Origin of the sequence: Niallia circulans NBRC 13626, from assembly GCF_001591585.1 — a bacterium.
Classification (GTDB): domain Bacteria; phylum Bacillota; class Bacilli; order Bacillales; family Cytobacillaceae; genus Niallia; species Niallia circulans.
In genome coordinates this window covers 97,404-123,531 of record NZ_BCVE01000011.1, presented here as the reverse complement: position 1 = coordinate 123,531, position 26,128 = coordinate 97,404, and the positions used below count along the sequence as shown (strand labels likewise).

Here is a 26,128-nt window from a genome sequence, read left to right as displayed (position 1 = left end):
TGACCTTAATCATTATAAACGTAAAAATGAATGGCTTGTCTTAGCTTTTTAATACTCAACATTCACTTCTGTCTTAACTTGGGAATTGAAAGAATATTAATTATTTTCTTAAGCATGTATAATAAAATTGGGTGATGTAGATTGGCGAATTTAAAAGAAAAAAAGATATTAATTGTAGATGATGAACCTGAAATCAGAATAATGATTGAAAAATTTTTAAGGAAAGAGGGGTTTTTTCGCGTTTTTACTGCTATTGACTGTGCTTCGACTTTGTCTTTTTTCAAAACAGACAAACCGGATATTGCGATTCTTGATGTTATGTTACCTGATGGCGACGGATTTTCCCTTCTGTCTTCTATCAGACAGCTTTCAGATATACCGGTGCTTTTTCTCTCTGCCCGTGGAGAGGATGAAGACCGTTTGCTCGGACTGGGTTTAGGCGCAGATGATTATATTGTGAAACCATTTCTACCCCGCGAGTTAATATTACGGCTTATGGCAATCTTAAAGCGCGTTTACGCTTCTCCTGTGACAGAGCAACTATCTGTTTTCCAGTTGGGGGATCGTATAATCAATCTGGAGAGCGCTATTGTGCAAAGCTACAGTGACCAGAAAGAGTTTTCATTGACTGCGAAGGAACATGCTATTCTTGTAAAGTTGTACGAAAACGAGGGGAAAATTGTTACGAGTGATGCGTTATGTCAGGCTGCCTGGGGAGACGACAGCTATGGTTACGAAAATACATTGATGGTTCATATTAGGCGAGTCCGTGAAAAAATTGAACTAGATCCCTCTAAACCAATCCATCTTATTACTGTTAGGGGACTGGGATATAAACTTCTACTACAGGAGACAGATTAGGTGGAAGGGATTATTCGCATTTTGCGACGGTTCGTCACCACCACCATCTTTATCTCGATATTTTTGCTTATATTTAATTTGGTTCTGTTAGGGACACTGGTATTCAAGGAAATTAACCAAAGTCCGTCACCTGAAGATATGCTTCGGCAAGTAGCCGAAGGTCTAGGCAAACAGAACGATAGCTATCGTATAGATGAGAATGTAGCAATGCTGTTGAAGCGCAATCAATCATGGGCGATGCTGCTTGATGAAGATGGGCATGTGCGATGGGATTATCACCTGCCTGATGATGTTCCACAAACCTACAACCTAGTCGATGTAGCCAAGTTTTCACGGTATTATCTTATGGAATATCCGGTTTATGTTTGGGAGCATGATGATGGATTGGTTGTGGTGGGATACCCCAAGGAAAGTCATTGGAAGTATCAATTTGACTTTCTTTCTGATTGGGTGAGTTCATTACCTCTTAAGCTTATTCTGCTGCTAGTTGTTAATGTGGCCCTGGCTCTACTAATCTCAGTTCTGATTGGTATGCGTCTTATAAGAGGAATACGTCCCCTTGTAGAGGGTGTCCACAAACTAGCAAGGGAGGAGAAAATTCAGTTAGATTCCAAAGGCATATTTGGTGATTTGGCACATAGCATTAATTCTGCATCGGATAAGCTTCAAAAAAAGACGGATGCATTGAAGACAAAAGACGAAGCTCGTTCTAACTGGATCGCTGGAATCTCCCATGATATTCGTACACCTCTATCTATGATCCTCGGCTATGCAAGCGAGATGGAAGATGGTTCAGAGTTGCCTATGGAGCAAAGGTATCAGGCTGGTATTATTAGGCGACAGGGTGAGAAGCTACGATCACTTGTAAGCGACTTGAATTTGGTCTCGATGCTCGAATATGAAATGCAGCCTTTGCATTTGAAGAGTATCCGTCTGTCAGTATTGGCAAGACAAGTTGTTGCGGAATTTCTGAATAGTGGATTAGACGACCAGTATGAGATTGAATTGAAGCTTGCCGAAGAAGCAGTTAAAATCACTGGAGACGAGAAATTATTACTTAGGGCTATCAGAAATCTTGTTAATAACAGTGTGCGACATAACCCACAAGGTTGTAAAATCATACTGGAAACTTTTCTATCCGAAGATTCCTCCCGATATTTTTTTGTTGTAAGTGATAATGGACGAGGAATTCCGCAAGAAAAATTGGCGGAGATAACCGAGTTGCCTTATTCATCAACGAGAAAGCAAACTGATGATCAAGGACATGGTCTGGGGCTTCCGATGGTAGCAAGAATTCTTCAGGCTCACCATGGTCACCTCATTCTTTCAAAAGGCACAAACCAAAAAGGTCTAAAAGCTGTTATGAGATTTCCTGTGCAATCAAAAAATGGGGAACATTGAAAAAATACAAGATGAATTATTAATCCATCCCATGTCACAAGAAGACCATATTTTTGGTTGATAGTCATTAGTAACCCGTACCGATTACGGTGAGGTACTTTCATGCAAAATGCTGCGTATTATTTAATGATATAGGGTGAGTATATAAAAACTTAAAGGAGATATTATGTTTTTAATAGGGTTTTTATTGAAATATATCACTGAGCAAGTATATTTAAGTTCGGGTACATTACTTCTAGCCATTGCAGGAATTATTTTATCCTGTAAAGGGTTAAAAAAGAAAAAGCTAAGTCCGGTTGTACAAATAAGCCGTATATTGCTTTGTTTGGTATTGCCGATTGAAAACTTCCTTATGTATTTAGGTAATTTTGATGGGAATGCTGCAGACGGATTTGAATTCATTCCTTTTAGTGACGGGCAGAAATTAAGAATAGCATGTCAGGTTTTCTTTATCTTCATACCGGAAATATTCCAAGGTATTTCTAAAAGAATTAATGTGGGAACCATTAAGTGGCTGCTTTGGATCTATCCCGTTGGTATTATAGTATTTCATTTGCTGTTACCTTTATAGATAGAAGGGGAATGTAACAATAAAGCATTACGTGGATTAAAAGGTGCAACAATCTAACATTACCAGTTATGGTCATATATTCTTTGTTCGTAGTATAATAGTCACATAACTACTTTTAAGCGAGGTAGTTATACACAATCAAGACCCTCACTCTATAAGTGGGGGTTCTTAGTATGAAAATACTCTTACACTACTATAAATTGAATATATAATTAAATTTACGACTTTTAAAAAATATATTATGATGCATCAAGAGATTAATATGCAGTGTTGGCACTGTAATTAGGAGAGAGCCTTTCAGAACGGTTAATTACATTTTGAAAGGCTTTTTCTATTTTTCTGCAAAGGATTAATAAGACTGGTGGTAAAAAGTACTCGTTTTATTGGTTGTGGAGTGTTAAATGAAGAAACAAGGGAGAAAAGTGAGGTTACATTTAAAGTAAGTAGTTTAGGACAAATTTCATTTTTCTAAAAGAGAACAATTTTGAGAGTTTAAAAATCTTCAGTTAGCATTTCCATTTTATTTATATGGAATAAGCAATACAAAATTCATATACATTAATTTTGTAATTTTAAAAGGTGACTATCATAAGAATAGAGAATAAATAAAAGAAAAATTTTCAGCAAAGATATTAGTTGGGGATGGTGGCAAGTTTATTTTTAATATTTTGAAAACGTTTTAAATAGGAGGGGTTAAGGATGACGGAAAAAATAATCGCACTCTATCGTTTAATGGATAAGGTGGAAACTTATGAAGATTTTAGTTACCACTCTCATGATAGGTATGAAATATACTACTTTCATGGGGGAGAATGTAAATATTTAATTGGTGATCGGATTTATCGTTTACAGGAGGATGACTTAATTATTATGAATGGCCTAACATTACATCGAGCTTATCCTGAGCCTGGCGCTTATTATGAGCGCAGTGTGATTGAATTTTCTTCCGAATGGCTGCGTCCACTTTTAAACAATTTAAATGTCCCGGAATTGTTATCGCCATTTAATCAATTGAGCAATACTTTATTTCATATAAAAGATAAAGGACAGTCTGCTGAAGTAAAAGCATTAATAAAGAAATTGGCAGAGAAAGTGAAAAGATCCAAGGAAGAAAACGCAGTCGACGATCGCTTCCAAGTGGGAGAGTTAACAGCGATGCTGATGCAGCTTTTATTTAAGGTTTATGAGTTAAGTAAGCAGCAACTTGAACATAATATTCATGCTGAATCTGATAAAAATCTTCATGTCAAAAAAATGATTGAATGGATTGATACGCATTTCTGTGAACCAATCACTTTAGATGATATTGCCCATCATTTAAATATTAGCAAGTATTATATGTCGAGAATTTTTAAAGATGTAACAGGATATACAATTATGCAATATATCATGAGCTGTCGAATAAACCGCGCCAAATATTTGCTGGAGATACATCCAGACAAATCGATTCTTGAAGTATCTCTTGAATCAGGATTTGAAGATTCCTCTCATTTCAGTCGTTTTTTTCGAAAACAAATGAAACTAACTCCTACAGAATACCGTAATAGCAAAGCCATTCGTATGAAAAACACGAATTAAGCTAAATTCTCCCACAATGTCTCTACAGCACCGATTTTTAAATATGATTATTTAAAAGAGCAATAAAAAACAATTTCTTCATCAGATTACACAATTCTATCCACGTTAAAAGTAGATAACTTTCATACAATGGAATCAGAAGGGAACATAAACACGTAACCTCGATAAAAGTAATAGTATTGTTTATAGAAATGAGCATGCGAGATATTGTTAGTATCTCGTGATTATTTCTATAAAATTGAAAGCGTTGTCATAATGAGAGAAAAGGAAAACCAATCCATTAAGGAAAGGAGATTTTATGGAAAATAATCATGTTACGGCTACGGAAACCAGTATGTACATGGAGGCTGCGAAGAAGAAAAAGAAAAGAAGAACGACACAATGGACATGGTATATTTTCTTAATTCCTAGTTTTTTAGGGATTTTGCTGTTTATGGTTTATCCAGTTGTTGAATCATTTAGATTAAGTTTTTTTAAATCAAATGGAACAATAGAAAGCTTTACGGGTTTAGATAATTTTCGCACGGTCTTAACATCAGGACCATTTTGGAATGCTGTTTGGAATACTTTTTTTATCGGAATATTTCAAGTGCTAATCACCATTCCCTTAGGATTCATTTTTGCTACCTTAATTAACTCTGTTGGAAAGGGAAAAAATTTCTTTAAAGTTATCTACTTCTTGCCCAATGTTACTTCAATTGTTGCTGCGGCCATGATCTTTCAATTTGTTTTACATCCAGAGATGGGAATTGTTAATTTTGCGTTAGACTCTATGGGACTGCCGACTCCAGGGTGGTTTTCTGAGCCTAGTACTTCTAAATGGGGCGTTATACTGCTGGCTGTTTGGCATTGGATTGGCTTTGTTATCATTATATGTCTTGCTAATCTTCAAGCGATTCCCTCAGAAATGTATGAAGCTGCAAAAATTGATGGAGCAAGTGGGTTACAGCAGTGGCTGTTCATTACGATTCCTAATATGACGGGTACCTTTGCTTTCTTATTAATAACAGGCTGGATTGGAGCGCTGCAACGTTTTAATGAGGTGTATGTAATAGGAGGACCAAATGGAAGCCCTGCTCGTTCTATACAAACAATGGGAGCCTTTATTTACGAGCGTGGGTTTACCGGTTTTGAATTCGGGATTGCCTCAGCTGCCACATATATTATGTTCATTATTATTTTAATTTTTACGTTTATCAACTTAAAAATGTCGAAAATGAAAATCTAATTTAGTGGGGAGGGAGACGATGAAAAATACGATCTCCATGAAAAAGCTGGAAAGAACGACAGTTATTCTAAAGTATATTGTACTATTTGTGTTTGGAGTAGTTTTGATGGCGCCATTTGTTTGGATGATCAGCGTAGGGTTTGATCGAACGGCTAATATTGTCATGCCTTTTCCGCCGCGGCTAATACCAGAAGCAGTTTCATCCTTCAATTATGGGATCGTTTTTGAGAATGGGAGACTTATTCAAGCTTATCTTAATTCCGCCATTGTAACCGTAAGTTCTGTCTTTTTAAGTGTATCTGCTTCTTTATTAGCGGGGTATGCATTCTCAAAAGGGAAATTCAAGGGGAAGAGAGTCTTGTTTGTCATCGTTCTTTGTACATTAATGATTCCAATGGAACCACGGTTAATCCCTTTATATACTTTTTTTAATCAACTTGGCTTATTAAATACTTTTTGGCCCTTAATTCTTCCATCCGTTATTAGTGGAATGCTTATTTTTCTATGTAAACAGTTTTTCGATCAGCTGCCAGATACATTAAGGGAAGCGGCACAAATTGACGGGGCGGGAGAATTTAAAATTTTCTTCCGTGTGTATTTGCCGCTGGCAGGTCCGATAGCAGCAACAATGGTCATTTTATCGTTCATCTGGAGCTGGAATGATTTTATGTGGCCATTAGTTGTTATTAATGATTTGAATTTGCAGACGATTCCGCTTTATTTAGCGAGTTTCTCGCTGGAAAATGGGTCCAGTCTCGGCGGGTTAACGATGGCCCTAGCAACAGTAAGTGTATTACCAATTGTCATTGTGTATTTATTTTTACAAAAATATATTATCCAGAGTATTGCATTGAGTGGTGTCAAAGGGGAATAGATCATTCAAATAAATTGGGGGTTGGAAAATGAAAAAGAGGTTATTTTCTAAGACGGCTGCATTTGCTTTGGCATGGATGATGGTAATAAGTGCTGCGCTTGCTGGGTGTAGTTCTAAATCAGGAAGTTCTTCAGGTTCCGATAAGGATGGAGAATGGGCAGGACAGCAAATAACCGTTATGATGATTGGTGATTTCGCGATGGAAGACAAGACAGATCCGATTACAGGTGATTCAGTAAAAGGAGTAAAAGTGCTGAAAGAAGAATTTGAAAAGCAGCATCCTGGCGCCACAGTGAAATTCGTTCTGATGCCTTGGGAAGGATACACGGAGAAAACCCAAGCAATGATTACGTCAGGGGAAGCAGATGTGTATCAAATGCCAGGTGTTGCTGATTTTGCTCCACAAGGTGTTCTAGAACCATTGCAGCCATGGATTGAGAAAGATCCAGAATTTGATTTAGATAATTTTATTGATAATCAAGTAGAAGGGTGGAAAGCATTAGGTCCAGATAGTAAGGAGTTAGATATTTTCGGACTTCCATTTTTGGGTGATGCACGTTTTATCAGCTATGATAAACAGTTATTTGATGAATGGGGAGTAGAATATTTGTCTGAGTATCCAACAATGGAGGAAGTAGCAGAAAAGGCGAAACAAATGACTGGGAAAAATCCGAAAACAGGGGAGCAAAACTATGGGATTTGGTTCCGGGGTGACTGGTCTTCTGCCTTCACTTTAGTCGATTTGGCGGAAGGACAAAACGGACAGTGGGGAACTGGATTTGCCTGGGATGAGGTTGAATTTGCTTTTAATTCAAAAGAAATGCTGAGTGGCTTAAATTGGCTATTAGATATGCAAAATTATGCTCCTAAAGGCATTGTGAGTAACCAAGGCAATGAAAAATGGTTAACAAAAGAAAATAATATTGCGATTATGCTAAACCAGGGACCTGGTGATACGGTAAAACCAGCCTATGCTCAAGGACTTGGCGATCGAATTGCCATTTCGCAAGAGTTCAAGAATGATGATGGGCAAGGCGGATTATTTGCAGGAAGTCCAATTACCATTGCCAAAGACAGCAAGAACAAAGAATTAGCCTGGGAGTGGCTTAAATTTGCCACAAGTGATTTTGTTCAAAAATATGTCTACGAAGAACTTGGTTTAGTACCATCTGTGAAATCAGCAACAGAATGGGATAGTGTGAAAGAACAACCTTTGATGCTTTCAGTGTTTGAAGCGATGTCTACTCCTATGACACCAAGATATCCGTGGGGATCTTCACAGCCACGTTATATTTTAACGTCTGAAATTGAAGCAGCATTAACAGGAAAAAGAAGTGCAGAAGATGCGCTGGAAAAAGCGCAAAAGGAAAGTACGGAGTGGGTCAAAAACCGCTAGAAGATAGACTTTAAATTGCAGGAATGAGGCAGATGGGATACTAGAAACTAAAAAAAAGAAAAAAGGTGTATCCAGTCTGCCTGTTTTTTATAAAAGGAGGAGCATGTCTAATGTTAAAAATAGCTGTGATTGGTCTCGGTGATATATCGAGTATTCATCTCTCTGCTATTCAAGCAAACCCAACAGCTGAGTTAGTAGCAGTAAGTGATATCGATGAAACACGAAGGGAGAGTGTGCAGGGGGTAAATTTTTATACAGATTACCAAGAAATGCTTGAAAAGGAAACGTTAGATTGTGTACATATTTGTTTACCACATTATCTTCATTATCCAGTGACAAAAGCTTGTGTGGAAAAAGGCATCCATGTCTTGCAAGAAAAGCCACTGGCTTTACACACAGAAGAAGGTCTTGAACTACTGAAACTTGAAGAGGACAACAAACAAGTGAAAATCGCTATTTGTTTTCAAAATCGCTTGAATGAAACGGTTGAAAAACTACGGCAGATTATCGCAGAAAATAAGTATGGAAAAATCGTAGGGATCAAAGGGATCGTCACTTGGGCAAGGACAAAATCCTATTATGACAATAAGCCGTGGCGCGGGAAATTAGACTTAGCTGGTGGGGGAGTCATGATTAATCAAGCGATTCACACTTTAGATTTAATGCAGCTTTTGGGAGGGGAAATAGCGACAATAAGAGGAACTGTTGACCAGCTTCTTGATTATGGCATTGAAACGGAAGATACGGCAGCAGCCAGAATAGTTTTCAAAAATGGGATTAATGGGTTCTTTTTTGCTACAAACGCGAATGGAAATAACTCAAGTGTAGAGCTTCAAATCGTCTGCGAAAATCAAAAGTTGACCATTAAGGACAATAGGCTAACGATGCTAGATGATAATGGCGGTAAGATAGTGATAGAAGAAGATACTAAGCTTTATGGTTCTAAGTTTTATTATGGAGCAAGTCATAAAAAACTGATTGACGGCTTTTATGCTTGTATTCTAGAGAATAGAAGGGACTATATACATGTCAAAGATGCCCTGCCTTCCTTACAAATGATTGATGCGATCATCCAATCATCTATGCTGAAGAGGGAAATCAGAATCGATGAAGTCCTTGTTTCCAATCGAAGTTTAGGAGATATGTAGTTTTTTAGGAGATTATATTTACTTAAGAATGATACCTTTTTTATTTTTGTGCACGATTGAGCAAATCGTCTGCGTTAAGACATTGAAAAAGCAATAGGGGTAAAATAATTGCCAATAATGAACAAGATTAGCTGATGTGTTTCTCATTTTAGCGATTAAGATAGAGGTATCGACTTTTATTTTACAAAAAAAGGAGCGAGTTCGATGCATAATCAGTTTGCTGCCCAATTGTTTACAGTAAGAGAAGAATTAAAGAGAGGAATTTCCCCTGTATTTAAAGAGTTGAAGGAGATGGGCTGGGACGGGGTTCAGCTATCTGCATTACCTGCTGACTATGATCCGCATGAAGTTGCAAAGGCCTTACAGGAAAATAACCTAGGCACAGCTGGAATACATATCCCGCTTGATCGGTTAGAAAACGATTTAGAACAAGTAGTGGAGGAAGTAAAGCTATATAACACAAAAGATATTGTCTGCCCATTTTTACCAGAGGATGTAAGAAATCAAGACGGGTATGAGGGGGTAAAGGCGCTTTTGAATGAAGTAGCTGAAAAAACACCAGAATTTCGCATCAGCTACCATAATCATGCCTTTGAATTTGATACAGACATAGATGGGAAATCAGCGCTGGAATATTTATTGGAGCCTACTTCCGATAATAAGATTTTTGCGGAAATTGATGTTTTCTGGGTAAAAAAGGCTGGAAAAGATCCGCTGCAATTTCTTAAACCCTATGCAAATAGAATGCCAATCATTCATTTAAAAGATATGACAAATGATGAAAGGCAAACTTTTGCAGAGGTTGGTACAGGGCTGATCGACTTTCCCCCTATTTTAAATTGGTGCAAAAAAGCTGGGGTTGAATGGTATGCAGTTGAACAAGATATTTGTCCAGGAGATCCGATGGATAGTCTCCGAATAAGTTTAGAAAATCTTAAACGTTTAACAAGACTTTTGCAGTAAAGCTTTAGAAATGAAAAAGAGAGGTTAGGAAGGAGACGGAGAAGATTGGCTAAAGTCAAAATAGGCATTATCGGTATTGGTAATATGGGAAGTTCGCATGCAATGTATTTAAATAATGGCGAAATTGAGGGAGCGGAATTAATTGCTGTGTGTGACAGCAATCCAGAAAGATTGAAATGGGCAAAGGAAACATTAGGAGAGCATGTTCAGCAGTTCGATCATGTTGACCGCTTTTTTGAATGTTCGGATATGGATGGAGTTATTATTGCAACACCTCATTATGATCATCCACCATTGGCGATTCAATCACTAGAACAAGGGTTTCATGTCTTAGTTGAAAAACCTGTAGGTGTATATACAAAAAACGTAAGGGAATTAAACGAGACTGCAAGCAAAAGCGATAAGGTATTTGGGATTATGTTTAATCAGCGAACCAATCCCTTATATCAAAAGCTGAGAGAGCTTGTGCAAAGTGGCGAAGTGGGAGAAATTAAACGAACAAACTGGATTATCACAGATTGGTATCGTTCACAAAGTTATTATGATTCAGGTGGCTGGAGAGCGACATGGGCTGGGGAAGGAGGCGGAGTTCTTCTAAATCAAGATCCGCATCAACTCGATTTATGGCAATGGACAAGTGGATTAATGCCTAAACGAGTCCGCGCATTTTGTGGATTTGGGAAGTTTCATGATATTGAAGTAGAAGATGATGTGACCGCATATGTGGAATATGAAAATGGAGCAACGGGCGTCTTTGTTACATCTACAGGTGATTCTCCTGGAACGAATCGCTATGAAATATCGGGTGATCGCGGAAAAGTAGTCATAGAGGATGGAAAGTTAACCTTCTGGCGACTAAGACAATCGGAAAGGGAATTCAATAAAGAATATAAAGGGGGATTTGGCGAACCGGAATGCTGGAAAATTGATATTCCTATTAAAGGAGAAGCAACACAGCATAAGGGGATCACAGCAAATTGGGTAAATGCTATCCGCAATGGGACAGAGCTGCTTGGACCTGGTGTAGAAGGCATAAAGGGATTGGAAATCTCGAATGCCATGCATTTATCGGCATGGATCGATGATTGGGTTGAACTCCCTATTAACGAAGATCTTTTTTATGCTAAATTACAAGAAAGAATTAAGACATCTACTTTTAAAAAGAACAAGCATGCATCGATCACATTAGATGTGAAAGGTTCTCATTAAAGACAGGGCAGATTAGTCTGTCCTTTTTTTCAAGAATAAGAAAAATGTGGGAGGTACAGAAGATGAAATTAGCTTTTACTACTCTTGGATGTCCTCATTGGAATTTAGAAACAATTATCCAACATGCAGTGGAAAATGGTTATTCAGGCATTGATTTTCGTGGGCTGCTAGGAGAACTTGATCTATATAAGCTTCGTGAATTTTCAACAAACGTAAAAGAAACGGTACGTCTCTTTAAGGAAGCTTCTTTAGAGATTCCGTGTTTTTCTAGTTCAGTCAAATTGGTTACTCAATCACAAGAAGAATATGAGAAGTATGTAGAGGAATTAAGAGAATACGCATTGCTCTGTAAGAAATTCAACACTCCTTATATTCGTGTATTTGGCGGAGCGGTTGGAAAGTGGAAGAGAGAAGAAGCAATGGAAATCGCTGAGAAAAATGTTCATGATTATTTGGCGATTGTAGAGGATATTAATGTCAAACTTCTCCTAGAAACACATGATGATTGGACAGATAGCAGATATGTGAAAGAGCTAGTTCAGCGAGTTTCCTCTGATTATTTGCAAGTATTATGGGATATCCATCATCCCTATCGAACAATTGGCGAAAAGCCTGATGTTACTTGGGAGAATCTTGGGGAATGGGTTGCCTATACCCATTGGAAGGATTCTTATCTAAAAAAGGAAGCAGAAAGAGGCTATCAGCTTTGTCTTTTAGGAGATGGGGATATACCATTACAAGACATATACACTTTATTAAAAAGGAACGGGTATGATGGCTACTATACATTGGAATGGGAAAAAAAGTGGTGTCCTGAATTGGAGGAGCCGGAAATAGCCTTTAAGCAGTTTAGTAAGTATATGAAAAATATTCTTGTGTAAGGGGGAAATCCTATGAGGTTCGGATGCTGTGCTGCTATTGATCAGGCAGAGGCATTGGATAAAGCGGGGTATGATTTTATCGAATGTACGGTTATTTCCTTGATGCCAGAAGAGAAGGAAGAGGTATTTAAAACAATATTAGAAAAATATCAAGCATCACCTTTACCTATTGAAGCTTTTAATATTCTTTTGCCAAGTGACTTAAAAATAGTGGGAGATAAGGTAGATAATCAGCGAGTGAAAGATTATTTAAAATCTGCATTAGAACGTGTTTGCCGAATAGGTGCGGACACAATTGTATTCGGAAGTGGTGGTGCAAGAAGTTTTCCGAAAGGACTGTCGAAAGAAAAGGGCAGAGAACAAATGGCAGCCTTTTTATCGACAATATCGGATATGGCGGACCAATTAAGCTTAACAATTGTAATAGAACCGCTCAACAAAAAAGAATCAAATATTATTAATAGTATTTCAGAAGCTGCTGCATGGTCAAAGGAATTTAATAAAAATTCGTTAAAAACATTGGCTGATTTCTATCATATGGAAGAAGAAAAGGAACCACTTACGAATCTCTATGAATATAGAGATTTTATCCAGCATATCCATGTTGCTGATACGAATAGGCTGGCTCCTGGTACAGGAATGTATCCCTATCCTGAGTTTGTGCGAAACATACATAAAGCAAACTATGATGGCAGAATCTCCATTGAATGTAATTGGCGGAATTTTGCAGAAGAAATTGGACCAGCACTTGATTTTTTAAAAAAGCAGTTTTCTTGTCATTAAATGAGTCTCTAAATTTTTTTTAGTACCTTCTTATTTTTTGTTACAGATAAAAATGGTTTGTAACAATCTTGCCTAAAATTTCCTAAATTTAGATGTTATTTGCTAACTAACTAGATTGGTTAATACTTCCACCATGTTGTAAATCTCTTTTCTAGTAAGCTATCAACCTATCAATCTTTCGTTTACCACTTTTTGGACGATGAATCGAAATATTACATCTGCTAGCCTAATAGAAGACACCAGAAACAACGACTACTAGGAGGTAAGATTTTTGAAAAAATTAATAGTAGCCGCTGGATTAGTGCTATCTATTTCAGCATTTATGTTAATCGATAAAGCAGATGCAGCAACGAATCGAACGATTCAGTCTGGGGATACTTATTGGAAAGTGGCTAAGGGCTTTGGGATTCCAATCGGTGATTTAATGAAAGCAAATAATAGCAAAGCCTTAATTACAGGTCAAAATATTATTCTACCAAATGCCACTGTTTCACCAGCCGATAAAGATTTAATGGCGAGATTAGTTCGCGCTGAGGCTGTTGGTGAACCATATGCAGGAAAAGTTGCAGTAGCAGTGGTTGTTTTGAATAGAGTAAAAAGTAATCAATTTCCGAATACTATTCGTGATGTAATCTATGAAAAATCGAATGGATATTATGCTTTTACCCCTGTTCAAAATGGGGAAATTAATAAGACAGCTGATGCGGAGTCAAAAAGAGCAGTTAATGAAGCAATTGCATTAGATGGAAAAGGAAATGGTTCTCTTTATTTCTTTAATCCAAAAACAGCTACAAGTGACTGGGTTTTCTCACGAGAAGCAACGGTTACTATTGGAAACCATCGTTTTGCTAGATAAATAGTAGATATTTCCTTTTAAAAAACAAAATAACTAAAAGAGCTATCTAAAATCCATACTCTCGGTTTTTAGACTAGCTCTTTTTTTATTCTAAATTATTTCTTTATGGTTGATGTATATTAGCTCTTTTTAAGTATTAGTATTTAATTCATACTATATTATTGTTTTATTGGTTAATGGTACCAGATCCTTTAACTCTACTACCATATCCTGTATTATCCGATTTGTTAATATTGATAGTATAGCTACCTTTACTAACTTTTCCAAATGATTTTGTATAACTGTACCCATCAGCTGGCATACTTACAGAATAGTTTGTTAGCAAACTTTTATATAAACTTACTCTATAATTTGATTTATTTGACTGCACATTACCAGCTGAATTATATGTATTAGCTTTGGCTGTTGTTTTTGTAGTTTTGTTAGATAATGAATATTTTTTAGTTCCTTCAAGACTATAACCGACATCAAAGGAATATGAACTACTGTATGCGCTTGCTACTGCTGGGAAAGATAAACCTAGTATTAAAGCTCCTGATAAAACTAATTTACTTTTTTTCTTTTCCATTGTAAATTCCTCCAATTAATAATAGTTTTCTATAAATATAGTAAAGGATAATATTGGGAATCTCAAGATGTAAATTGGGATTTTTTTGCCAATTTATTAGATTTATTGTAGTATATTTATAGAAAATATTGGAGGTGAACTTTATGGTGGAAAGTTTAAAAGTAGTTAATATGACAAAGAAATATTCAGATGATAGGGAAATTATCAAAATAAAGAATTTTACTGTAGAAAAGGGAACCATTCATGTCATCGAAGGAAAAAGTGGTTCTGGGAAATCGACTTTTTTAAGTATTATAGGTGGATTGGAATTTCCTACAAATGGAAAGGTTTATTATAATAATGAATCATTTTATGATTTGCCTGAGCAAAGACAAGCTGAAATAAGGGGGCATAAATTTGGCTTTGTATTTCAATCCTTTCATTTAATACCAGAATTGACAGTTCGAGAGAATATTGAACTTCCATTGAAACTATTAAAAAAAAGGGAGAAACAATTGAAATATAGTATTGATGAGCTTTCGCAAGAATTAGGAATTCACTTTTATTTAAACAAGCTTCCAACTTTTCTATCAGGTGGGGAGCAGCAAAGAGTGGCTATTGCCAGGGCTTTAATAACTGAACCAGATATATTATTTGCGGATGAACCAACAGGTAATTTAGACCAAATTACAACTAAAAGTATTACTAGCTTATTAACTAAATTTAATAAGGAAAGAGAACTTTCTTTAATTATAGTCACACATGAGAAGAATTTAATTCAAGTTCCTCACTTTTTATATTCCATGAAAAACGGTGTATTAGAGGAGATGAGTTAAGTGTTTACATTAGGATTTAAATTTCTATGTTCTAGAAGAAAGTGGACTATATTGATAGTCCTTGCATTGTGTCTCATTATTTCTTCTGTTCTCTCTATATTTACAGCATCTGAGGCTATTAGAGCTGCTCTAATGGAAAAATCTTATTTGCAATATGGGAAAAATAGTGGAGTTCTGGTTGGTATTGAAAAGTCTAAATCTGAAATAAATAAGGAAGTAAAAAATATAGGCGAATTCCAATTGATTGATTGGATTCCTTTAGAGAATTCCAATTCCGCTACAATTGGATGGATGGATAAGGGAGCTGTAGACTTATCGAAAATTAAAGTAATGGAGGGACGGTTGCCAATTGGAAAAAATGAAGTAGCCATTGAATCCGCATACTTAAAATTATTTAATAGTAGCTGGGCTATTGGAGACATGATAACACTAGATGGTAAAGAAAAGCAATGGAAAGTAAAAATTGTTGGGATTATTTCAAATTATTCCTCGAAAAGGTATATACCTTTTCAATTTCAAAAAGAATTAGCTTTCCCCAATATTTTTATTAGCGAGCAATATAAAGACAATTCTAGTAAAAGGAATTATCTAATTAACTATGAAGACGGCAAAAATACTACTCTCAAAAAAACAGAAAATTTATTAGCTGAGTATGATGATAAGGGTTTTGTAAATGAAAAGCTATTTTTGGAAGGCCTAAGAGATTATGATACTATTCGTAATATTTCAATCTTTTATCAAACGGTTATTCTTTTCATTTCGATATTTTCTATAAGCAGTTTATTTGCTTATTTTAATAAATCGCAACGGAGAAAAATTGGGGTATTAAAGGCACTTGGAATAAAAAGAATGCAGCTGTATTTTTTTTACTTTTCTCAAACATTTATTCTTTTCTTTTCTGGTTTGATTTTAGCAGTTCCCCTAAATTATGTTTTTAAATTCCTAATAATAAATAAGAGTTTTAAAGAAGGTATAAGTACATATCAAAATCAGACTTATACTTTTAGTATATGTTGGATTCTCTTTCTTTTTTTCATGGTTTTATTTCTATCTTTTTGGGAGATATTTCGTTCTAGAAATCTATCTATAAAAATGTTAATTAATGGAGTAGAAAAAATACCGATTGTGAATATACTAATTAATAAAAATATAAAAAGATTTGAGATAAAACAGTTAACAAGACAATTATTTTTGTTTCCTAAACAATTTATTTTAACTGTAGCAATGATAAGTTTGTCTATACTTATTTTATTGTTTTCTGTCATTTTTCAAAAAGAGACGGAAGGTATATGGGATATAGATGAATATTATTATTTAAATTCCCAGGAGGTTTACGGATTTGACACGCAAGATAATCTGCCTATCCTTTTAAGGAAGGGGTTAACTTTTTCAGAACAACAAGTTACGAATCTAAAGATTCTGCCTGGTGTTCAATATGTTGAGAAGAATCCTTTTATGGTAGATGTAATTCCATTAATCACATCACAGCAAAAAACAAAAGATATTACTCAATGGTTGGATAATCAGGGAGAAATAATCACTTATAATCAAAAATGGATTGTGCCAAATGTTAAATATGAAATTATTGATAAAGAGGAATTTTCACAACTTTTCCCAGAGGATGATTATAAAGCATTTCGAGGCAAAATCATGATCTTTGTTCCTAATAAGGATGGTAGAAAAGATGCAAATTTAAATAATCTGAAAGGAGAAACAATCGAATTCATTAAACAGGAAAAGCATGAAGGGAAATTGCAGAAAATAAAAGAACAGTTCGAAGTATATAGTGTTAACAATGAAACATATGTAAAACAAATTAATAACAAAAACAAAATAAGTTATGATGGTTTTACTATTATTTTTGATAAAGATACAATGCAGAATTCTAAACTCTTCAACGGTTATATGGAACTCGGAATATTTCTTGATACTAATATTACAGAAAATGAATTAAAGAAGATTGATGATTATGTTAATCAGATGATTGCTACTGTACCTGGTAGTTTGTTACAGAACATACCAGAATTTATCCAAAATGATACAAAGATAACTTCGTTGTTAGGTTTCCTTGCAAAATTTTCTTTCATAATTACTTTTCTTCTTACAGTTACTAGTATGTTTATAATCGTATTTAGTAAATACCAACTCCAAAAAAAGGAGTGGGGGATTTATCTGTCTTTAGGAATGTCAAAAAGAAAATTATATTATTTTCTGACATCAGAAATGGTAGTTTATTGTTTAATTGCTGCTTTAATGAGTTTTATTATTATATTTTTGTATTTAATGGGCGCAGTTTTAACCTTTCCTCTCTCTTACTATTTATATTATTATCTTCTCGTTATTATATATATGTCGCTTCTATTAATAGTTGGAAGTTTTATTATTTATAAAATAGTCATAAATCAAACAGTGTATAATATGTTAAGGGAAGTAGAATAAGTAAATTTTTAGTTGCTTTTAAACAGTCCATACAATTATAAACAAAAATCTAGTCGTACATTATAATAAGAGAATATAGACAGAATCTGTATTTTAGTGAAAAGAGGGAGGAAGAGTGAATAAGAATTTATGGGCTGGATTTATTCTGGGGATTGCAGTGACCATTGGCATCGGATTAGCAATTATCTTTATTGGGGATTATTCTGTTCAAAAGGAAATAAAAACAGGATCTCAATCAATTACAGAGGAGGGGAATAGTAAAGAGGAAAAGTCTAGCAAAATAGACGGAAATAACGAGAGTGAAGGAATATCCTACAGTATCGAACCATATGTTTTGCTATTAAAAAAGGAGGATGGATCTATAGAATCATTTAATCATGATAGTGCATCAAGCGAAATGAAGCCTGTTGATTATTCACCTACTCGAAAAAAAGTTTTGTTAACTCCACAATATGGGTGGGAGGCAGGTGGGGCGCTCTATGTTTATTCGAAAGAAGATGGATTAAAAGAAATAATCAATGTGAACGCTACCTCTGGTGAACAAGAATATCCAAGTGGAGCTGTTTGGCTAGATGAGCGATATATACTTTATATGAATAGTAATTTGTATGGAACGATTCCTAGTGGAGAATTAAAAATCTATGATACGGAAACTAAACGGCAGCTGCCACTTGACCTATTTAAAGGTGATGCGGCAACGCACCTTGCTCGATTAACTAGTATGGGAAAAACGTATATAGTTATTGGAGGAATACAGTTCACAGATGATATGTTAAATGATACGAAAGCATATGTGGAGCAGCATGATTTAGAAGAAATTCTTAAATTGGTAGAATGATAGATAGTTTGAATTGAAAGACCACAAAGGGGTTATAGAAAATCTATAACCCCAACATATCAGCCTTATAAACTAATCAATAAGCCCTTCTTCTTTCAAAAATTCGACCGCAACATCTTCATATTGCTCTTTATCAATATCTACTTTTGCATTTAATTCTTGCATTTTTTCATTATCAATTTTTCCGACAAGCATGCTTAATACTTCTTCTAATTCTGGATATTTCTCTAATGTTTCCGCTCTAATTACTGGTGTTGCATAGTATGGTGGGAAGAAGTTCTGATCATCTTCTAGAACTTGTAAATCAAATGCTGGGATACGGCCGTCTGTTGAAAAGGCGTCAATAACATCGACATCACCGTTTTTAATCGCACTGTACATAATACCAGAGTCCATTGCTTGCGTATTTTTAAATTGTATTCCATAGGTATCGATAAGACCTGGATAGCCATCTTCTCTTTCTAAGAATTCCGGTTCAGATCCTAAGGTTAGGTCCGGTGCGATCTTTTTTAAGTCTGAAATAGTCTTTATTTGGTACTTTTCCGCATCTTCTTTGCGCATGGTTAATGTGTATGTGTTGTTAAATCCAAATGGCTCTAGCCAAACTAAATTATAGTCTTCTTTAAATCTTTTTTTCACTATTTCATAGGCTTCGTCAGGATCACTAACCATATCTTCCTTTAAGATACTTAATAATCCAGTACCTGTATATTCCATATACATATCATAATTTCCGGTATTAACTCCCTCAAAGGCTGGGGCGGTTCCGCCAAGAAAAGATTCATAGTTTACTTTTAAGTCTGTGTGCTCTTCAATGAGATGCCCCATGATGTACACCATAATTTCTTGTTCTGTGAAATTTTTTCCAGTAATAGTGATGCTATCCTTTCCGCTTTTTCCACTGCTGAAATTGGCAATCACAGTCGAAAGTGGAAGGAGTACGATTAAACCTGCAACAATCCAGATTCGTATTTTGCTTTTTTTCACTTTTTTATTTTGAAGACCTTGAGGGGTCACATCTGTTTCTAATAGTTTTAATAAGTAATCAAATATAATCGCCAAAAGGGCAGATGGGATTGCTCCAGCAAGGATAAGGCCAGTATTATAGGTTTGTAAACCACGGAAGATCAAATCTCCCAGTCCGCCTGCGCCGATTAATCCAGCGATTGTTGCCACCCCGATTATTAATACTGTTGCAGTCCGAATTCCTCCCATAATAACGCTTAAGGATAGTGGCAATTCAACCATCCATAACACTTGGCGATTGGTCATACCCATCCCTACGCCAGCTTCGATTGCAGATTTTTCTACTCCGACAATTCCTAGATATGTATTGCGCAAAATAGGTAATAGACCATAAACAGTTAAAGCAATAATGGCTGGAAGTTTCCCAGTACCGATGAATGGTACTAGAAATACTAGTAATGCCAAACTTGGTATGGTTTGAAATACGCCGGCTACTCCAATGATGGAGTCTGCGATTTTTCTGTGGCGAGTTAAATAGATTCCTAGTGGAACGGAAATCACGATTGCAATGGCAATAGAGATAAGAGAAAGATACATATGCTCTAAAATTAAATTCCATATTGTCGGCCAACGGTTGATGAAGACATCTATTGTGTCTGTGATTATATTAGGAATGGCTCATCCCTCCTTTTTATTCTCCAATTTGGTCAGCAATATATTCCACAAGACCTGCACGGTTGACAATACCAATAATTTTAGAATGCTGGTCAATTACTGGAATAAAGCCATATTGGGATTCACTAACAAGTTGAAAAGCTTTTTCAGTTGCTTCTTCAAGATGAAGCGTTTTTATATTCGTATCCATTATATCTTTCAAGGTTAATTCTTCTTCTCTATATCGTTTTTGTACCTCCCACACATTCGCTATTCCGAGAAAGGTATTAGATTTGTCGACGACCACTAGACTATCCACACGCTTTCTTCTCATTAATTTTAATGATTCTGCAAGACCGCGAGACTCACCGGCTGTTACAGGAGGAACCATTAATTTTGCTAATTTAGGTAAAGAAATATTTTCTTGCAAACGATCTTCTCCAATAAAATTGCGGACAAATTCATTTGCTGGGTGACGTAATATATTTTCTGGCCGATCTAATTGCACAATTTCTCCGTCTTGCATAATACAAATTCGATCCGCTATTTTAAGGGCTTCATCCATATCATGTGTAACAAAGACAATTGTTTTTTTGATATCCTGCTGCAAGCGGACTAATTCATCTTGCAATTGTTCGCGGCTGAGAGGGTCTAAGGCACTGAACGGTTCATCCATCAAAATTATTTTCGGCTCTGCCGCAAGGGCTCTAATAACCCCAATCCTTTGCTGCTGTCCACCGCTTAATTCAGAAGGGTAACGATCACCAAATGTATCAGGATCTAACCCGACCATTTTCATTAAATCATTAATTTTGTCTAAATATTGTTCTTTTTTCCATTTTTGGAGTCGAGGAACGAGCGATACGTTTTCTTTAATTGTCATATGGGGTAACAAACCTATTTGCTGAATGACGTAGCCAATAGTTCTGCGGAGTTTTACAGGATCCTCTGTGGAAATATCCTTTCCTTCGATCGTAATGGAACCACTAGATGGTTCTATAAGTCGATTGATCATTCTCATCGTAGTTGTCTTACCAGAACCACTTGGGCCAATTAGAACAAGTAATTCTCCTTCTTTTACCTCGAAGGTAATATTCTTTAGCGCTTTAAATCCATCTTGAAACGTTTTGGTTACTTCTTTAAATTGAATCAATTTCTACGAACACCTCCAGACCTTTCTTTAAAACTAATTACCCGTTTTTGCTAACTAACTAACCACCTTTTTTTAAACTATTTATGAAAGACATTTACTATTATATCATTATTTTTAGAAAAAAAAGACCGAAAAGGAATGATTAAGGGAATAATAATTAGAATTTTCAATCAAATAAAATAGGGGATAATAATAATGTAATTAAATTTTGGAGAATCTTAGATTGAACATCTTACAAGCTATTCGTTACCAATATTTATTTATAAGAAATATTTAATACGGACAGGGGTTATCCTAACACAAGTAAATAACTATTGGATAAGCCCTAATTCTATTCTCTATAAAAAATTAACCGTATTCTTTCTAAATTGTTTAGGAGTAATTCCGGTATACTTTTTAAATACTTTCGTGAAATAGCTTTGATCGGTAAAATTTAAAAGGGCATGAATATCAGATAAGGAATGTTCTGCAAAAGTCATCAGTTTTTTTGCTTCCTCAATTTTCATTTGCTGTATGTATTCACTAATAGGAATTCCCACTTCTTTTTTAAATAAATTGGATAGATATTTGGGGCTGATAGATAAATGCTCTGCAATGGACTGTAAGGTTAATGGTTCATAGATATGCTTGTAAATATAGTTTCTGCATTGAAAAATAGGTCGCGAATAATTTTCCCTATTTGTTTTAGCTACTTTATCTGCAAATTCATACAAGATATTTTCTGTGAAGAAATGAATGTCCTTTAAATCTTGTAATTCCTCTAAGTCTTGAATGTAGCGGTCTCCTAAAGAATAGGCGATTTCAGGATGAAGACCGCCTGTAATGGCCGCACGGGTTGCAAGGGTAATGGTTGCAATAGTTAAATTTTTTTGATTTCTTACTTCATTTTTTTTAGAAAGCTTTCCAAAATGAAAGGAAGTGCTTTCTTTAAAGGCTTTCCAATATGCAAGCAGATTTTCTTTTTGTCCATCTATAATAAATTGATAGAGTTTTTTCTCCGCAATAGGATCATGATGAAAGGAGGAATTTTGGTGTGTTTCTAATATGTATTTATTTGCAGTCTTTTCATCATTTAAATGATTGGGCAATTGCATTTTTGGTAAGGTAATGTCTTTGTCATAAATCTTGTTATTGTATAAAAAATAGATAAGTTTGCAGATTTGTCCTAATTTCGCAATGCTTATGACGGGAAGAGAATAATAATAGTCGCTTAAAGCATCTTCCAAACCACTTTGGCGATAGGCAGTGATCAAGTTATCTATCAGCAGTCTACTTGGCCGTTTAGATAAAACGGGGCCTAAAATAATGGTACCTAAGTTGGTAATTGGAATGATGGATACGTTTTCATAAAAATGTGTACCTATTATGGCGGGAGATAGAGAATTCTTTCCATTACTAGGAATGACCTGTCTGTAAAAGGATTGTTTAGAAGGATAAAGAGGATTAATTAGTTCGTTCGCTGTTTTTTCTGCCATTATAGTTCCTTCATTATTAAGTAAAGTAATTGAAATATTTAATATATCTGTCATTAAATTACATATATACTCCAAATTATTCATATTTAGACGATTTCCCACTAGATTCTCCTCCATTAAATTGAAAGTTGTCAAAATTTAGAGAGTGATACGGTAGTTAAAATACCAAAATAATAGAAATTATACCATAACCATCTTTGATATCAGTATATACTTGGACTACTTAGGTAAGCGCTTTCTATTCATTTTGTTTCCTTTTTAGATTTATAGAAAGCAGAAAAAATCTCTATCAAAAGGAGTGGAACTTTATGAGGAAAATCTATGGTTTTGTTTTATTATTTCTACTTACGATTGTGTTGGGGGCATGCAGCAAGAGCTCCTCAACGAGTACAGAAGATCTAACCATTCCGGATAATCCAGAGGATATAAAAGGAGATGTCACCGTCTGGGCCTGGGCATTGGAAGCAAATTATTTAGAAAAGGATGTACTTCCTGCTTTTAATAAGAAATATCCTAATGTAAACGTGAAGATTGAGCATATTGGTGTTGATCAAGTATACCAAAAGGTTAGTGCGGGTCTTTCATCAGGTGGAAGCGGATTACCAGATGTAGTACAGGTAGAAAATAATCGTATTCATTCATTTACAGATGATTTTCCAGATGCATTTACGAATTTAAGTTCACTTGGCTTTGATAAACATGAAAATGAATTTTCTAAGTCGAAAATAGATGGGTTAAAGGATAAGGATGGAAATATTATTGCAGCACCAAGAGACTTAGGACCAGTGGGTGTTATCTATCGGACAGATATTTTTGAGGAGGCAGGAGTTGACCCAGCGACTATTAAAACATGGGATGACTATATCGAAGCGGGGAAAAAGGTTGTTGCTCATACGGGGAAGGCATTTCTTGGAACAGATGGAGATGGATTGCTTAGAATTATGCTGCAGCAGCAAGGGAGCTATTACTTTACAGAGGATGATAAATTAGATCTTACTTCAGACGCAGCCAAAAAGGCCATTGATATTTTGCAAAAAATGAAGGATGCAGAATTAATTATCTATACAAATAACTGGGATGGCCAAGTAGCAGCAATGAAAAATGGAGAGGTCGCAACACAGCCTGGTGCTGTCTGGTGGAGTGGAACGATGATTGAACAAATGCCTGAGCTGTCAGGTAAATGGGGCATGTTCCAACTGCCTGCTTTTGAAGAAGGGGGAGGGAGAGCTTCTAATGATGGAGGATCTGCCTTAGCGATTCCAAGTAAATCGGATAATAAAGTAGCAGCATATGTGTTTGCTAAATTTGCATCAACAGATGTAGAATCACAAATTAAGGCACTTACGAATAGAGGATTATTCCCAGCGTTATTAGCAGCATATGAAGAGCCGGTTTTCAGTGAAGAACAAGAATACTTTAATAATCAAACATTCTTTAAAGATTTTGCTGATACAGTAACAGATATTCCATCTGTTAATCACAGCAGTGCAGAGTTAGAACTCAGATCCATTATGACAAGTCAAATGGAAGCATTTTTACTTGAGAATAAACCAGCAGCACAAATATTGGAGGATGGAAAGAAACAAGCTGAGCAGCAAACTGGATTGGAATCGAGCAATTAAAAACCATTTTTGCTAAAGGATTAGAGGCTGACTTTTGAGAATAGCATTTGAACCTATTTTTGAATGCAGCCTCTAAAAAGGAGGGGGAGAAGAATGTCGGATAATAAAATGCTAGAAACAGGAACAAATTCATTAACTATAAAAAAGAAAAAACAATTTATCACGCCTAAGACCGTTCCTTATCTATTTGTTGGTCCAGCCTTGCTATTGTTTATTGCTTTTACGGTTTATCCTATAATTGCTTCTTTTCTATTAAGCTTTCAAACAAAGGTTGCAGGTGTTTATACTTTTTCTGGGCTTGCAAACTATACGCGGCTTTTCAGTGATCCGCTCTTTTACAAAGCGCTTGGCAATACATTTATTATTTTGCTAGTGCAGGTTCCGATTATGTTATTCCTAGCCGTCTTATTAGCGAGTGTATTGAATTCTAGTTTATTAAGAATGAAAGGTTTTTACCGGGTCGCTTTTTTTACTCCTGCTGTTACTTCATTAGTCGCAGCCTCTATTATTTTTGTATTGCTGCTAAATACAGACTACGGTTTAATTAATTACTTATTCACTTCGATCGGCCTTGAGAAGGTTCACTGGCTGACAGATCCTTTCTGGGCGAAGGTCTCCCTTATTCTAGTAACAACTTGGAGATGGACTGGCTATAACATGGTTATCTTATTAGCTGGTTTGCAAAACATCCCGAATAGTTTGTATGAAGCAGCTAGTATAGATGGTGCCAGTACAATCAAGAAATTCTTTTATATCACGATTCCACAGCTTAAGCCCGTTCTGTTATTTACTTTTGTAATGTCAACAATTGGCTCCTTCCAATTATTTGATGAGCCGTACAATTTAACAAATGGCGGTCCAAATAATGCGACAATAACCATTACTTACTATCTTTATAATCAGGGCTTCAGTTTCTTTAATTTTGGTTATGCATCAGCCATTGCTTATGTAATTGTGCTCTTTATCGCGGTTCTATCATGGATTCAATTTAAGGTGGTGAGGAATGACTGATGGCAAAACAGAAACGTATTCAAAAAATATTTATGCATCTTTTTTTACTTATTGGTGTTGTCATTTCGATTGGTCCATTTTATTGGATGCTTGTAGGGGCAACAAATCCTTCAGGCGATGTGCTGGCCTTTCCTCCAAAATTGATCCCTGGTGATTATTTGCTGGAGAACCTACGAAATTTAAGCAATTCTATCGATATTGTCAAAGCAGTAACTAATTCATCTATCATTGCCATTGTTTTTGTCGTAGTAAGTTTATTCATTTGCTCTGCAGCAGGCTATGCTTTTGCGAAATTTAAATTTAAGGGGAGCAATCTGATTTTTGCATCCTTTTTATTGGCGATGATGATCCCCTATCAAGCTACGATTATTCCACTATTTCAAATTTTTGGATCGATAGACTGGATTAATACGTATCAAGCGATTATATTGCCGCAAATATGCTATCCCTTTGCTATCTTTTTGATTAGGCAAAATATGCAGGGAATACCAGATTCCTTAATAGAAGCAGCAAGAATAGATGGAGCTGGAGAATTCTTTATCTTTTTCAAAATTGCTTTACCAACAATGAAGCCTGCTTTAGCGGCTGTTGGGATTTTCCTTTTTACCCATCAATGGAATAATTTTATGTGGCCATTAATAGTGATGACAACACAGGAAAATTATACTTTGCCAGTGGCTTTGTCCACTTTAGCTGGTCTTAATTCCATTGATTATGGACAATTGATGTTAGGGACAGCTATTTCGGTAATCCCAGTAATGGCCGTCTTTCTTATCCTGCAAAAGCACTTTATTTCCGGTATTTTAGGTGGTTCGATAAAAGAATAAAGAATATAGAT

General features: G+C 35.6%; 23 protein-coding genes. 19 read left to right on the top strand and 4 right to left on the bottom strand.

From position 1 onward, the window contains the following. Nucleotides 1-141 precede the first annotated feature (141 nt). The 13 genes from BCI01S_RS14955 (at nt 142) to BCI01S_RS14895 (ending at nt 13,749) form a co-directional block, all read left to right on the top strand. Nucleotides 142-861 carry a response regulator transcription factor gene (locus tag BCI01S_RS14955; RefSeq protein WP_047941490.1) on the top strand — a complete coding sequence of 240 codons (720 nt, stop codon included), beginning with the start codon at nt 142-144 and terminating at the stop codon, nt 859-861. Then, on the top strand, nt 862-2,262 hold the full coding sequence (locus tag BCI01S_RS14950; protein WP_061799780.1) for a sensor histidine kinase: 1,401 nt from the start codon (nt 862-864) through the stop codon (nt 2,260-2,262). A 166-nt stretch (nt 2,263-2,428) separates the two neighbouring features. Next, nucleotides 2,429-2,833 carry a hypothetical protein gene (locus BCI01S_RS14945; RefSeq protein ID WP_047941492.1) on the top strand — a complete coding sequence of 135 codons (405 nt, stop codon included), beginning with the start codon at nt 2,429-2,431 and terminating at the stop codon, nt 2,831-2,833. 699 nt (nt 2,834-3,532) lie between these two features. Beyond that, nucleotides 3,533-4,411, top strand: a complete 879-nt coding sequence (locus BCI01S_RS14940; RefSeq protein ID WP_235844516.1) for an AraC family transcriptional regulator — start codon at nt 3,533-3,535, stop codon at nt 4,409-4,411. A 298-nt stretch (nt 4,412-4,709) separates the two neighbouring features. Next, nucleotides 4,710-5,639, top strand: a complete 930-nt coding sequence (locus BCI01S_RS14935; RefSeq protein WP_061799779.1) for a carbohydrate ABC transporter permease — start codon at nt 4,710-4,712, stop codon at nt 5,637-5,639. A 19-nt stretch (nt 5,640-5,658) separates the two neighbouring features. Next, nucleotides 5,659-6,513, top strand: a complete 855-nt coding sequence (locus BCI01S_RS14930; protein ID WP_047941494.1) for a carbohydrate ABC transporter permease — start codon at nt 5,659-5,661, stop codon at nt 6,511-6,513. A 28-nt stretch (nt 6,514-6,541) separates the two neighbouring features. After that, on the top strand, nt 6,542-7,909 hold the full coding sequence (locus BCI01S_RS14925; RefSeq protein WP_061799776.1) for an extracellular solute-binding protein: 1,368 nt from the start codon (nt 6,542-6,544) through the stop codon (nt 7,907-7,909). Between the two features lie 110 nt (nt 7,910-8,019). Further along, nucleotides 8,020-9,057 carry a Gfo/Idh/MocA family protein gene (locus BCI01S_RS14920; protein ID WP_047941496.1) on the top strand — a complete coding sequence of 346 codons (1,038 nt, stop codon included), beginning with the start codon at nt 8,020-8,022 and terminating at the stop codon, nt 9,055-9,057. A 204-nt stretch (nt 9,058-9,261) separates the two neighbouring features. Further along, entirely contained in the window at nt 9,262-10,020 is a 759-nt protein-coding gene (locus BCI01S_RS14915) for a sugar phosphate isomerase/epimerase family protein (protein ID WP_047941497.1), read from the top strand. A 45-nt stretch (nt 10,021-10,065) separates the two neighbouring features. Continuing rightward, nucleotides 10,066-11,229, top strand: coding sequence for a Gfo/Idh/MocA family protein (locus BCI01S_RS14910; protein ID WP_061799774.1), 1,164 nt, complete (start codon nt 10,066-10,068; stop codon nt 11,227-11,229). Nucleotides 11,230-11,291: 62 nt separating this feature from the next. Continuing rightward, entirely contained in the window at nt 11,292-12,110 is an 819-nt protein-coding gene (locus BCI01S_RS14905; RefSeq protein WP_047941499.1) for a sugar phosphate isomerase/epimerase family protein, read from the top strand. 12 nt (nt 12,111-12,122) lie between these two features. Beyond that, the gene (locus BCI01S_RS14900; protein ID WP_061799770.1) at nt 12,123-12,893 is read left to right on the top strand and encodes a sugar phosphate isomerase/epimerase family protein; all 771 of its coding nucleotides are present in this window, start codon (nt 12,123-12,125) and stop codon (nt 12,891-12,893) included. Nucleotides 12,894-13,215: 322 nt separating this feature from the next. Continuing rightward, a complete protein-coding gene (locus tag BCI01S_RS14895) occupies nt 13,216-13,749 on the top strand; it encodes a cell wall hydrolase (RefSeq protein ID WP_061799820.1) in 534 nt (177 codons plus the stop codon). Nucleotides 13,750-13,915: 166 nt separating this feature from the next. Here BCI01S_RS14895 and BCI01S_RS14890 read toward each other — a convergent pair whose 3' ends face one another. Beyond that, nucleotides 13,916-14,317 carry a hypothetical protein gene (locus BCI01S_RS14890; protein WP_061799765.1) on the bottom strand — a complete coding sequence of 134 codons (402 nt, stop codon included), beginning with the start codon at nt 14,315-14,317 and terminating at the stop codon, nt 13,916-13,918. A 143-nt stretch (nt 14,318-14,460) separates the two neighbouring features. Here BCI01S_RS14890 and BCI01S_RS14885 point away from each other — a divergent pair, with 143 nt between their 5' ends. From BCI01S_RS14885 to BCI01S_RS14875, 3 genes are all read left to right on the top strand, one after another. Next, the gene (locus BCI01S_RS14885; protein WP_047941501.1) at nt 14,461-15,132 is read left to right on the top strand and encodes an ABC transporter ATP-binding protein; all 672 of its coding nucleotides are present in this window, start codon (nt 14,461-14,463) and stop codon (nt 15,130-15,132) included. Next, entirely contained in the window at nt 15,133-17,571 is a 2,439-nt protein-coding gene (locus tag BCI01S_RS14880) for an ABC transporter permease (RefSeq protein ID WP_061799762.1), read from the top strand. A gap of 115 nt (nt 17,572-17,686) precedes the next feature. Then, a complete protein-coding gene (locus tag BCI01S_RS14875) occupies nt 17,687-18,409 on the top strand; it encodes a hypothetical protein (RefSeq protein ID WP_061799758.1) in 723 nt (240 codons plus the stop codon). 72 nt (nt 18,410-18,481) lie between these two features. Here BCI01S_RS14875 and BCI01S_RS26300 read toward each other — a convergent pair whose 3' ends face one another. The 3 genes from BCI01S_RS26300 to BCI01S_RS14860 form a co-directional block, all read right to left on the bottom strand. Continuing rightward, complete coding sequence (locus BCI01S_RS26300) at nt 18,482-19,972, bottom strand: glycine betaine ABC transporter substrate-binding protein (RefSeq protein ID WP_082810073.1); 1,491 nt, start codon at nt 19,970-19,972, stop codon at nt 18,482-18,484. Between the two features lie 94 nt (nt 19,973-20,066). Beyond that, on the bottom strand, nt 20,067-21,182 hold the full coding sequence (locus tag BCI01S_RS14865; RefSeq protein WP_047941506.1) for an ABC transporter ATP-binding protein: 1,116 nt from the start codon (nt 21,180-21,182) through the stop codon (nt 20,067-20,069). A gap of 338 nt (nt 21,183-21,520) precedes the next feature. Next, entirely contained in the window at nt 21,521-22,759 is a 1,239-nt protein-coding gene (locus BCI01S_RS14860) for a helix-turn-helix domain-containing protein (protein WP_061799751.1), read from the bottom strand. 206 nt (nt 22,760-22,965) lie between these two features. Between BCI01S_RS14860 and BCI01S_RS14855 the strand changes: the two genes are divergently transcribed. The 3 genes from BCI01S_RS14855 to BCI01S_RS14845 all read left to right on the top strand — a co-directional run bounded on the left by BCI01S_RS14855 (nt 22,966) and on the right by BCI01S_RS14845 (nt 26,117). Next, a complete protein-coding gene (locus BCI01S_RS14855) occupies nt 22,966-24,279 on the top strand; it encodes an ABC transporter substrate-binding protein (RefSeq protein ID WP_061799745.1) in 1,314 nt (437 codons plus the stop codon). 93 nt (nt 24,280-24,372) lie between these two features. Further along, a complete protein-coding gene (locus BCI01S_RS14850) occupies nt 24,373-25,290 on the top strand; it encodes a carbohydrate ABC transporter permease (RefSeq protein WP_082138282.1) in 918 nt (305 codons plus the stop codon). Further along, nucleotides 25,290-26,117 (top strand): carbohydrate ABC transporter permease, encoded by an 828-nt coding sequence (locus BCI01S_RS14845; protein ID WP_172885229.1) that lies wholly within the window; start codon nt 25,290-25,292, stop codon nt 26,115-26,117. Before BCI01S_RS14850 ends, BCI01S_RS14845 begins: the two co-directional genes overlap by 1 nt. Nucleotides 26,118-26,128: the final 11 nt, after the last annotated feature.